This window comes from Stenotrophomonas sp. AG209, from assembly GCF_003550055.1.
Lineage (GTDB): Bacteria > Pseudomonadota > Gammaproteobacteria > Xanthomonadales > Xanthomonadaceae > Stenotrophomonas.
In genome coordinates this window covers 2273707-2286009 of record NZ_QXDB01000001.1, presented here as the reverse complement: position 1 = coordinate 2286009, position 12303 = coordinate 2273707, and the positions used below count along the sequence as shown (strand labels likewise).

General features: G+C 60.8%; 5 protein-coding genes. 4 read left to right on the top strand and 1 reads right to left on the bottom strand.

All coding sequences use genetic code 11. The annotated features are described in order from the left end of the window. The first annotated feature begins 47 nt into the window (after positions 1-47). The 3 genes from yidA (at position 48) to DFO63_RS10610 (ending at position 4066) form a co-directional block, all read left to right on the top strand. A complete protein-coding gene (gene yidA / locus DFO63_RS10620) occupies positions 48-881 on the top strand; it encodes a sugar-phosphatase (protein WP_119006871.1) in 834 nt (277 codons plus the stop codon). Positions 882-1241: 360 nt separating this feature from the next. Further along, entirely contained in the window at positions 1242-3560 is a 2319-nt protein-coding gene (locus DFO63_RS10615) for a TonB-dependent receptor (protein WP_119006870.1), read from the top strand. 119 nt (positions 3561-3679) lie between these two features. Next, positions 3680-4066, top strand: a complete 387-nt coding sequence (locus DFO63_RS10610) for a hypothetical protein (protein WP_049444080.1) — start codon at positions 3680-3682, stop codon at positions 4064-4066. Between the two features lie 239 nt (positions 4067-4305). Here the strand turns inward: DFO63_RS10610 and DFO63_RS10605 are convergent, their stop codons facing one another. Further along, complete coding sequence (locus tag DFO63_RS10605) at positions 4306-5805, bottom strand: YifB family Mg chelatase-like AAA ATPase (RefSeq protein ID WP_119006869.1); 1500 nt, start codon at positions 5803-5805, stop codon at positions 4306-4308. A gap of 1405 nt (positions 5806-7210) precedes the next feature. Between DFO63_RS10605 and DFO63_RS10600 the strand changes: the two genes are divergently transcribed. Next, positions 7211-11935: an RHS repeat domain-containing protein gene (locus DFO63_RS10600; protein WP_182474404.1), complete on the top strand. Its 4725-nt coding sequence runs from the start codon at positions 7211-7213 to the stop codon at positions 11933-11935. The last annotated feature ends 368 nt before the right edge of the window (positions 11936-12303 follow it).

Here is a 12303-nt window from a genome sequence, read left to right as displayed (position 1 = left end):
CCGGGCATGAGGGGGTAAACTGGCGTGCCCCGCACGAGTTGAACGCAATGGACATGGGCCGCAGGCAATCGACCATCGAACTGGTCGCCATCGACATGGATGGCACCCTGCTGGACCCCACCCACACGCTCACCGCCCGGGCCAAGCGGGCGATCGCGCAGGCGCGCGCGCTGGGCGTGCACATCGTGCTGACCAGTGGCCGCCCCGTTCCCGGTCTGGCACCGTTCCTGCACGAGCTGGGCATCACCGGCGACGATGATTACTGCATCGCCTGCAATGGCGGCCTGGTGCAGCGCATCGGCACGCGCGAAACCGTGGTCGAGTATCCGCTCAGCTTCGACGACTTCCTGTTCTGCGAGCAGGTGGCCCGCGACCTGGGCGTGCACTTCCAGGCACTGGACAGCCAGCGCATGTATACGCCCAACCAGGACATCAGCTACTACACCGTGGCCGACTCGCATCTTTCGCGGATGCCGCTGTCGTACCGCCGCGTGGCCGACATGGACCCGTCCATGTCCTTCATCAAGCTGATGATGATCGACGCGCCCGACGTGCTGGATGCCGCCATCGCGCGCCTGCCCGCCGAACTGACCGAGCGCTTCGCGGTGCTGAAGAGCGCACCGTTCTTCCTGGAAGTGTTCGATCATCGCGCCGGCAAGGGGCCAAGCCTGCAGAAGCTGGCCGAGCACCTCGGCATCGACCGCACCAACGTGATGGCCATCGGTGACCAGGAGAACGACCTGACCATGCTGCAGTACGCCGGTACCAGTGTGGCGATGGGCAATGCCATCGACGCGGTGAAGGCGGTGGCGCGGTTTGAAACCACCAGCAACGCCGACGAAGGCGTGGCGCGCGCCATTGAGCGTTTCGTCTTGCAGTAACCGCGCGCCCAGCCGCACCGGTAGGTGCCAACCTTGGTTGGCACACGCAAACGGCAAGCGCGGGCCAAGGTTAGCCTCCACCACGCCGGGGCTATACCCGCGTATAGCCCACCCATCCCCATCGCCATCGGCGCTGTACCACGGCGCAATGGCGGATGCGGCAGTGCGATGCAAGAATTTCGCACGTCGAAATCACCCCACCGAATCCCACGGCAGATGATCGCCTTCGTCTGCTGACCGGCGCGTACCGCGCCGTCACTCCTTCAACGCAATCGCATCGCCAGCCAGGGCGCCGATACCGGTGCTGCAACGCGCTGGGCGTGTGCCTGCGCCGCTCTCTCCCTGCACCTGGATCTGCCGATGAACACCCCACCCACGACGCGCCTCGCCCTGGCCATCATCACGGCCATCACCGCACCTGTGTACGCCGCCGAGACTCACGACGCAGCACATGACACCCCCACCACCTTGAATGCGCTGCAGGTCATCGCTACCCCGCGCGGCGCCGCCGTTGCGCCCACCCAGGTGGTCGGCCCCAACCGCTACATCATCAAGGCCGAAGACCTCGACGCGATGGTCACCGGCAACAATGGCCTGGCCATGCTGAAGCAGGTGCCGGGCGCCAGCTACACCGCCACCGACGGGCTTGGCCTGGATATCTCCGCCACCAGCCTGTTCGTGCGCGGCTTCCGCATGAACGAAATGGGCATCACCTTCGAGGGCGTGCCGCTGAACGACAACGGCTTCCTCTCGCTCACCGGCACCAGCGTGGTGAACGTGGGCGTGCCCGATGGCATCGGCGCGATCACGGTCAGCCCCGGCGGCGCACCGGTCAGCGTGTTCTCCAGCAGCGTCAACGGCGGCAGCCTGGAATACCGTCTGCGCGAGCTGCAGGACACGCCCAGCCTGCGCGTGAAGCAGGGCGTGGGCAGCAACAACACGCTGGTCACCACCGTATCCGGGCAGAGCGGCCAGCTCGGTGAGCACGGCCCGAAGGTGCTGGTCGACCTGCAGCGCGTGTCCGCCGACAAGTACCAGGGCGAGGGCACCCAGAACTTCCTGCGCGGCGACCTGAAGCTGCAGCAGGACGTTGCCTGGGGCGACTTCACCGTGTTCCTGTCCGACAGCAAGGCCAAGGTCTGGGGTTACAACAACATTTCCTTCGACATGATCCGCAAGCTGGGCTGGAAGGCCGACATCTTCTATCCCGATTATGCGTGGGCGTGGTACGTGGCCTCGCCGGAGAATGCGGACAAGTCCTGCGGCGCCTACACCTGCGGTGAGCTGTCCGAACTGATCCCGTACGACACCGGCCAGATCACCCGCGATCGCGTGTCCTCGATCAACCATCGCTTCCAGATCACCCCGGCGCTGAGCGGCAACGTGCAGCTGTACAACGCCAACAGCCACACCCAGGCCACGCTCACCGACCCGACCGTGCCGTCGCCCAACGGCGCGCCGTTCTCCGAACAGGTGCAGACGCCGCGTGTGAATCGCCTGGGCGGCATGGTCAACCTCCAGTTCGAGACCGGCGCGCACACCTTCACCGCCGGCTTCTGGCAGGAGAAGAGCAAGGCCGCAGCCAAGACCGAGTGGTACCAGCAGCCGCTGCTGGGCGAGGGCCCGCCGCTGAAGGCCACCGGTCCGTTCGATGTGTACGGTCCCGCGTTCAAGACCGACAACGCATCGAGCTGGGTGACCCGCTCGCGCCAGTTCTACCTGCAGGACGACATCGTGTTGAACGACACGCTGAAGCTGGGCGTCGGTTTCAAGGCCGTGGACTTCCGCACCAGCGGCGGCGGCCTCGGTGACGCCAAGGACCGGCCGGTGAACGGCACGCTGCGCGCGAAGAGCAACTTCCTGCCGCATGTCTCCCTGTTCTGGAGCCCGACCGAATCCACCGATGCCTTCTTCGACCTGGCCAATACCATGAACGGCTATCGCGTGGCCCAGCGCGGCAACATCGGCTACACCGCCTCGGCATGGACCATCACCGACCAGGAAGAGTTCGACCGCGTGGCCGGCACGCTGCGCCCGGAGAAGAACTGGAACCTGACCGTGGGCGCATCGCATCGCTTCGACCGGCTGACGATCACCGGCGACGTGTTCTACAACGACATCCGCAACCGCCTGCTGTCGGCCGCCATCGGCACCCAGTTCGCGCAGATCAACACCGTGCGGCTGATGCCGAAGATGCACGTGATCGGCGCCGACCTCGGCATCACCGCCGACCTGACCGACCACCTGCAGTTCTACCAGGGTGTGGCCTTGGCCCGTTCGTACTACGACAGCGATTTCGTGGTGGGCGACACGGTGTACCCGATCAAGGGCAACGCCCAGCCGGGCTATCCGCAGATCTCGCTGGTCAGCGACCTGTCGGCGCATTTCGGTGATTGGCGCTTCGGTGCCACCAGCACCTCCTACCTGCGCCAGCCTTTCACCTACGAGAATGACATCCGCGTGCCGACCTTCTGGCAGGTCAACACCTATGCCGCCTACCGCTTCGGTGCGGACAGCGTGGTGCCCGGCCTGGAGCTGCGGCTGGACGTGAGCAACCTGTTCAACCGCCACAACATCGGCACCGCCACCATCGCCGGCTCGTCGTTCTCGGGGGATTACCAGACCCTGCAGCGCAGCGCCCCCCGGCAGCTGATGTTCAGCACCTCGATGACCTTTTAAGTAGATCCACGCCATGCGTGGATGCACTTGGCGGTCCCCAAGCAGGTGCTCAGATCCGTCCAGAAGCCCGCCTTGCGCAATCAACAGGGATTTTCCGGCGGCGACGCAAGGTTCCCACAATGTTGCTGGGTCATGCTGTCGGCATGGCACAGCACAACCCGCGAACCCCGCTGTTCGGCATCCGGGGCCCAGGACGGCCCCGGCAGGCGCTGTCCGTGGCGCCTGCCATCGACCTGCGGGCCGAATACCAGTTCTGGCAGGTCTACGAACGCGTGGTCCGCCCGCTGCCCGGTGGTGGGCTGCCGCAGGCGTGGCTGGTCTGCCAGAAGGTCTATCGCGACCGTTGGCAGCACCCGGAGGACAGCGAGGCGGCGGGACTGTCGCGGGTGCTGTTCGGCGACAACATGACGGCTGGCCGGGCGTCGGAGCTGGCGGAGCTCCACGCGTTGGTCAGCCGTCGGGTGGCGTTGCTGGCGAAGCGGGGGCGGGTGGATTCCGCAGCATGATGCCTGCCCTTGGTGGGGTCGACTGTCAGTCGACCGCTCTTCGCGTCCAACTGTAGGTGGAAGGCCGTGCGTGGCAGATGTACCTGCCGCATCCACTGCGGCGGATTGCAATGCTTGTCTCCCGTGCGGTAGCGTGGTCAGGTACACCCCGGTACCGTCTCTGTCCTTCTGGACATGCGGCCGGGGTATTTTTTGATTGTTGCTGCTCGCGTGCAGACGAGGGCTCCCGGCAATCAGGCTCATGCATTTCCCCGATCCAACTGCCGATAGCCAATCGCCTCAGCCAGATGCGCTGTCTGGATCGCTTCACAACCCGCCAGATCAGCAATGGTGCGAGCGACCCGTAGAATCCGGTGCATCGCCCGTGCGGAAAGCTGCAGCCGCTCGATGGCCTGCTCCAGCAGATCCTGATCGGCCTCACTCAATTTCGTGCACGCACGCAGCGCCGCCGGTGGCAGATGGGCATTCAGCCCGCCACGCGCCTGCTGCCGGGCATGGGCGGCTTCCACCCGTGCACGTACCGCAACACTGGGTTCACCCAGCGGCGTACTCTCCCGTAGCTCCACCGCGTCCATGCGTGCCACGCTGATATGCAGGTCGATACGGTCCAGTAATGGGCCGGACACCCGCGCGCGGTAGCGGTTGATACGTTCGTCGCTGCACAGGCAGCGGTTGCTACGGTCCCCGGCCCAGCCACACGGGCAAGGGTTCATCGCCGCCACCAGCTGGAACCGCGCGGGATACTGCACGCTGCGCGCCGCGCGGGCGATGCGGATGTGGCCGGACTCCAGCGGCTCGCGCAGGGTTTCCAACGCGCTGCGGTTCCACTCCGGAAGCTCGTCCAGGAACAGCACGCCGTGATGGGCCAGCGAGATCTCGCCGGGGCAGGGAGGATTGCCGCCACCCACCAGCGCCGCCGCACTGGCACTGTGATGTGGGGATCGGAAAGGCCGTTGCCGCCAGCGCCGTGGGTCCAGCCCTTCACCACTCACCGAGGCAATCGCGGCCAGCTGCAACGCCTCGGCTTCCTCGGTGTCCGGCAGCAGGCTGGGCAGGCGCGAAGCCAACAGCGTCTTGCCGCAACCAGGGCTACCGATCAGTAATAGGTGGTGTCCACCCGCAGCGGCGACCTCCAACGCGCGCCGTGCATGCGCCTGTCCGCGCACGTCGGCCAGATCCGGCAGTGGCAACGGCGTCGTGTCCACGCGCTCTGCTGGCGGCAGCAGGCGTGGGTTCCCCAACCCAGCGCAGCACTCCAGCAACGTACGCGCCACCCGCACATCGGCATGCTCGGCCAACGCAGCCTCGGCGGCATTGCCCGGCGGCACCACCAGGATGCGCCCGGCGTCGGCCGCCGCAATCGCCGCCGGCAGCGCGCCAGCCACCGGGCGCAGTTCTCCGGTCAGGCCCAACTCGCCCAGGAATTCGTACTGCAGCAGCGACTGCGGATCGACCTGGCCGCTGGCCGCCAGAATGCCCAGTGCAATCGCCAGGTCGTAGCGCCCACCTTCCTTGGGCAGGTCGGCGGGCGCGAGGTTCAACGTGATGCGCCGCTGCGGGAAGTCGAAGCGCGCGCAGAGCAGGGCGGCACGCACGCGCTCACGTGATTCGCGCACGCTGGTCTCGGCCAGTCCGACAATCTGGGTGGCAGGCAGGCCACCAGAGAGATGCACTTCCACCCGCACCAGCGGGGCATCGACCCCGGCGCGGGCACGGCTGTGGACCAGCGCCAGACTCATATGTGGTTTCCTGCAGAGGGGTGCTTGATGCTGCGGCATGTGTTCCGCTTGGCGCTATCGGGAATTGCTGGTGAAGCGGCTAGGGGGATTCCGGCACATTTGTTAGACCAGCTGGGCTGGACGGCATTCTTTTATCGGCGGCGGCTATTTGCTCGGCCTGCGTTTGAGTGTGAGGAACTGATTCAGAGGGGTGATTCATTAGGTCAGGCTGCAGGCCGGAGGAAATTCGATCGGTACGAGAAAATGTTTGCTGGTGAGAAGGTGTCTGGCAAGTTGGAGATTGTCTTGGACTCGGTAGAGGAACTGCTCTATGGAACATCGCTAGCTTCAGCGGAGACCCGCTACCAGAGGGTCTCCATGCTGCCGCCAGCACTCGCCAGGAAACGAACGTCGCGGTGGGCAAAGATTGGTGCACGGTCAGTACTGAATGAAGGGAGTCGCAATGGTTCCTTCAATTTTTCCCGGTATTTCCTGATACGCACATCGATCTCGGACGCGAAGCTTTCCCATGAATGCCACGGTACGCGTCTTGCTGACTGGGTGGGCTTAGACTTGTGAATCCGGTCAGGGCGAGCAGCGACAAAGGCGCTGGTCTTAGGACTCTGCTTCGACCTCGGCTCCAGCAGCTACAGTCGGCTCGTACAGACGGCAAGAATATCCGGCGACTCCAATTGGAATGGGCGCAGGCGTCGTAGCCTGGGTAGATAGAGTCAAACGTGGCTTGACGTCCATCAAGCTCGTGGCTTCTGATCCCGGCTTTGCGCCCCGGATGAATTCCGGTTGGCGACAGAATGCCTTCTGCAGAGCCCCATCGGCTTTCTGGAGCGAAGAGCGTCGCACTCCTAAGTGCGATTCACAGCCATTGGCCTTGCGTCTTCTCTGCACATCCGAAGAACAGGGCGCGGCACTTGTGCGAGCGATAGAACTGTAATAAATGTGCCACAGCGGAAGGGGGACTTCCGGCGTCGATCAAAGGAAAGGGGAAGACGTGGCTAATGGATCTCGGCTTGGGATTGGCAGGCTAGTGCCTGCCGTTACCGTATTGGCGCTTCTTGCTTCACCTGCCCGCGCGGTGGACATTCCAATTGTTGCGGACTACGAATCGATGGTTGCTCGACAGAACAGGGTCGAAGCAACATCCGAGTTCGGGGAGAGGCTCAACCTCTATGACGGGTCCGTTGTGTTTTCGGTCACGCCTGTCGACATCCCAGGGAATAGCCGCATCCCTGTGAGCGTGACCTACGTCCTGCGGGTCGCTGACAAACAGTTCAACACGCCATTTGTCTATGAGATAGATGTCCCCTATCTGAGCGGAGTCTACAAGACCGGCGTGGGTTGGACTGTGGAAGGAAGCAATCCAGCCGCACGTTGCACCTTCAACGGAGGCGCACCCCAACCCCCGGAAGTGACCAACTCTTCGGGGAAGCCCGACACGTTCTTCCCCGAAGAATACTGGCATGGGAACTACCTAAATGTGCCCGGTAGCGGCCCCCAACTGATGATGGTGACCAAACCTGAGGACGCTATCCAGCCGTCTGACGGCAAGGCCTACCGCTGGGTCACGCAGAATCGCTGGTACTTCTCATGCATTAATAGCGTCGCAGGTGGAGGGGAAGGCTTTGTTGGCCATTCGCCGGATGGCCTGAAGTATTACTTTGATCAGATAGGTACCACCGGCGCCTGGGATGGGATTAGTAAGCCAGCCCTGCAGGGGAGTACAACGATTCTCTCCAGGCGAGAGATTGCCATTCGGGCGAGTCGAATAGAGGATAACTACGGTAACTGGGTTAACTACGGCTACGTCGACGGAAAGCTGTCCAGCATCTCGTCAAGTGACGGTCGATCGGTTCAAATCTCAGCGGCACAGATTTCCTCTGCAGGGCGTGTTTGGAGCATCGATACTTCTAATGGCCTCGCGATTGGCTATCCGGACGGGACTTCATATCAGGCTCAGATATCTAACGGGATCGAGCGCATTGGGTGGCGTGCCATCGGGTGCGGCTATGGGGATGCTCTGCGCAACTCGCGCGGAGCCATGAGTGTGAGCATTCGTTCACGTTCAGGGGCAACTTCAACTTTTTCATTTGAGCCTGTGCTCAAGGGCCAAACCCAAGTCCCGTTACGCTGCATAGATGGCATGCTCACCGGCCCCAGTGCGCTGGAGAGGACAGTCTCACTTAAAAGCAAGGCCGTCACAGGGCCTGGGATTCATGCGGCACAATGGAATTATAGCTACTCGTCGAATGGTTGCTATAACCGCAGTGGAAACGATATTCCTCAAGCAGGGTACGAGTGCCTCCCAAACACCCCGAGCGTCAGGACTGTTACCGTAAACGGGCCGACCTACACTCGAGTAATGAATTTCTCCAACCGGCACGGCGTCGACGCCGGTCAGCTACTGCTTGACGAGCTTCGAACGCAGGCAGGGGCGACCCTAAGGTCCGATACCTACTCTTACCGGCATGTCGGCGCCGTCGGGGGTACTGGTTTTGCGACAGCGGGTGATCCAAGTGCTTTTGCCGAGAGTTGGCTGGAATTGTCGTCCACCACCCAGCAGGATGGGGACACGTTTCAGAGCCAGGTTCTGCAATTCGATGCTTTCGATAGGCCGTCTGTCGTAAAAGAGAGTAATAGTTTTGGATTCACGCGGACTGAGAAAAGAACATTTTATGATGACCGAGCGCGATGGCATGTTGGTCAACCACAGGCCTTGGTTGACCAGGGGTCTGGTCTCGTCGTCTGGCAGATCGAGTACGGTTCAGATGGATTGCCTTCGCGCGATATTTCCTTCTCGAGGTTAGTTCGCTCCAAGGCCTACAATAGTGATGCAGCCATTGCATCCATCAGCGACGGTAGAGGGAATGCAACTGCGTTCAGTGGCTGGAAACGTGGTATAGCGCAAACGTGGAATTTGCCTGGAGGGAGTTCTCGCTCCGCTGAAGTCGACGACAACGGATGGGTGAAATCTGCTACCGACGAAACCGGGGCGACAACGAAGTTTGGCTATGATCTGATGGGGCTTCTTACAGAGAAGCGCTATCCCGAAGCCGATTCCGTGGCCTGGAATGTCGAAACCAGTAGCCTCGGACAGATCGCAAGCGCCGAGTTCGGGCTCAATGCTGGGCACTGGAAGCACACCAGTGCCGTGGGTAATGCGCGGACGGAGCAATACTTCGATTCGCTATGGCAGCTGGTTCTTTCCAGGTCGTATGACGTTTCAGACGTAGATGGTACCCAGGCGTTTAGACGCTATGTATATGATACGGAGGGAAGGCAAATCTTCTCTTCCTACCCTGGATCTAGTCCTTCATCGACAACGGGCCTGTGGACAGAGTATGACGCACTAGGTCGAGTAACCTCCGAATCTGAGGACAGTGAGAACGGAATTCTTATCACAAGGTACGAGTACCTTTCCGGTGGTCGTGTCAGAAAGACGGATCCTCTTGGTCGTCAAACCATCACTGCGTTTCAGATGTACCGAGACATTGACTATTCCTATCCTGTAGCGGCGACTCGCCCGGAGAATGCGCTTACATCGGTTGTTCGCGATGTATTTGGAAAGCCGATGGAGATTACCAGTCAGAGCACTTCTGGAGCGGAGCGTTTAACTCGAAAGTACATCTACAACCCTCAGCAGCAACTGTGCAAGATTGTTGAGCCTGAGACTGGGGCTACCGCCTTCGGGTACGACAGCGCAGGTAACCTCGCATGGTCGGCCTCTGGATTAGATCTGCCGAGCGCGACAACTTGCGATTCGGACGCGGCGTATGGATCAGGTGTGCGCGTCGATAGCACCTATGATCAAAGGAATCGTTTGCTCACGGTGGCTTATCCCGATGGGGATGGCGACAGAATATGGGCTTACGAGCCAGATGGAAGGCCGTCCCAGCTGACCACACTTAGTGGAGGCGACGTAGTCGTAAATGCGTTCACCTACAACAAGCGCCGACTTCTTACAGGAGAGTCCAGCCAGATTGAGGGGTCTCATCTGTGGAGCGTTGGCTATTCGTACGACGCTAACGGATCCGTCTCTGGTGTTCGATATCCCCGAGGTTCATTTGTCGAGCTGAGTCCCAACGCACTTGGTCAACCCACACGCGCAGGATCCTATGCTACCTCGGTGGCATACCATCCCAATGGATCAGTAAGGAAGTTTACGTATGGAAATGGTGTTGCATATTCCTTGGCGCAGAACGATAGGCAGCTGCCACTGCGCTTGATAGAAGGAGGGGTTCAGGATGTCGGCTACTCGTATGATCGCGCAGGAAATACCACTGAGATCAACGATCATCTTTCATCGGATAGAACGCAGCTGTTGGCCTATGACGGGCTCGATCGCGTGCTCCAGTCTCGCTCGCCTGCCCTGCGAGGTGCAGGGGTAATTGATTATAGCTACGACGCATTAGGCAACTTGCGCAGCGCCAAGCTTGTAGGGAGGAAAGAACACAACTACTGGTATGACGCGCGCAATCGGTTGACAAATGTCCAATCCAACGATGGCGCCACTCAGATCGGTATGGCATACGACAGCAGGGGCAACCTAGCTGTGAAGAATGGTCAGCCGTTCAAGTTCGATCATGGCAACAGGCTGCGTGAGATCGAGGCACTCGAGTCGTACAGATACGATGGATTCGGGAGGCGGGTGCGAAGTGTCGACGCTTCAGGCGCATCAATTATCTCGATGTATACGCGCGATGGTCGCCTAATTCGGCAACAGAATCAGCGAACTCAGCAAGACACTGAATTCGTCTATCTCAATGATCGTTTGATCGCCGAGATTGTGGCCAACGATGATCCCGACCCCCCAACTATTCAGGTCCCCTCTCGTAGCGAGAATGGAACCTTCACAGTTGTATGGTCAACTTCTACGCTAGCCGCCACTTACCAGCTTAACCAGCGGACCGTCGGCGGAACTTGGCAGCAAGTCTATGTGGGCCCGGTGGGGTCCTGGACGGCGTCATCTCTTGCGCCGGGCTTCTATGAGTATCGAGTGCGGGGCTGCAAGGCCTCGGGGAGTTGCGGGGATTGGAGTACGAATGGCGCTATCGCCGTTCGCCAGCCGCCGGATGGGGCGCCGGCAATGACCACCCCAGGTCTATCGACATCGGGCTCGTATGGTGTCTCGTGGTCTGCTGTCGTGGGCAGCAGCACATACTCTCTGGAAGAGAGTTCATCGGACGCCCCATGGTCGGTCGTTCAATCTAGCGACGCCCGCTCTTGGACTGCTAGCGGCAAGCAAGCGGGTAGCTATTCCTATAGAGCCAAGGCCTGCAACGCCGCCGGATGCGGTGCCTATTCCGCAGTGGTGACGACTCGAGTGGTATTCAAGCCGGCGGCTCCAGCCCTCTCTGTTCCAGTGCAGTCATACGTGGACCACTTTGATGTGCATTGGAGTCAAAGTGCCGGTGCTTCAGAGTTTCGCCTTGAAGGAAGCACAAATGGCAGCGCCTGGGTGCTGGTTTCAACGGGGCCGGCGGTCTCGGCCAGTATCGCGGGTCGGGGGGCGGGATCCCATAGCTTCCGCGTCCAAGCTTGCAACGAGGCAGGCTGCGGGGACTATTCGAGTGTAGCGACGATTGTCGTAACTCTACCGCCTGGCTCAGCGCCGGGCATGGATGTGCCGCCTAGCAGCTCAACCGGTAGCTACACTGCATCTTGGAGTAGTGTCGCTGCGGCCACTAGATATGTCCTGGAAGAGAGCGCAAATGGCGCCGGATGGGTAGCAGTTCAGGATGCTACTGCTCTAAGTGCTTCGCTGTATGGGCGAAGCAGTGGTGCCTACGGCTATCGAGTGATTGCCTGCAACGTTGCCGGATGCGGACCGTACAGTGACACACGCACAGTCGCTGTCCTTCTGCCTCCAAGCACGCCAAACCCTAGTGGGAGTGTCGAATATTTCTATGACGACGATCCGAAGCGACCGGCGCGTGAGGATACATTGAACTGGTTCGCGATCCCCTTCGCTTCCCACTACGAAGTAAGGGTTGGTGACGGTGCCACAATCTACAGTGGGTCGAGCAATTTCTACACGCGTCGGCACACCTCAATAAAGACTAGCTATCAATACTCCGTGCGCGCCTGTAACGCATCGGGGTGCTCCGGCTGGTCAAATTCTGTCACTCTGCCTTGAGGACCTTCCAGGATGGTCGCTAGGAGAAGTCTGTTCTTGCTGCTGAGCCTCTTGGGGCTTAGTCAACCTGCCCTGGGGGCCGAGAGAGTAATGTATGTGCATACTGATGTCGCGGGCTCGCCTGTGGCTTGGACCGATAGCACGGGCGTCGTGATTCGGCGTGAGTTCTATAGCCCATATGGCGAGCCAACAATTGGAGCGGTGCGTGATGGTCCGGGCTACGCTGGGCACGCTACAGATTCGGCGTCAGGGTTGAGCTACATGCAACAGCGGTATTACGATCCGGAGCTGGGTGTCTTTCTTTCCGCCGATCCTGTCTCCGCGCTTGTGGATCCCTGGCGTGACTTCTGTCGCTATTGCTATGCGCG

Coding starts and splice junctions, on each gene's coding strand:
- DFO63_RS10615 (WP_119006870.1), top strand. CDS start 1,242: ATGAACACCCCACCCACGACGCGCCTCGCCCTGGCCATCATCACGGCC.
- DFO63_RS10605 (WP_119006869.1), bottom strand. CDS start 5,805: ATGAGTCTGGCGCTGGTCCACAGCCGTGCCCGCGCCGGGGTCGATGCC.
- yidA (WP_119006871.1), top strand. CDS start 48: ATGGACATGGGCCGCAGGCAATCGACCATCGAACTGGTCGCCATCGAC.
- DFO63_RS10610 (WP_049444080.1), top strand. CDS start 3,680: ATGTTGCTGGGTCATGCTGTCGGCATGGCACAGCACAACCCGCGAACC.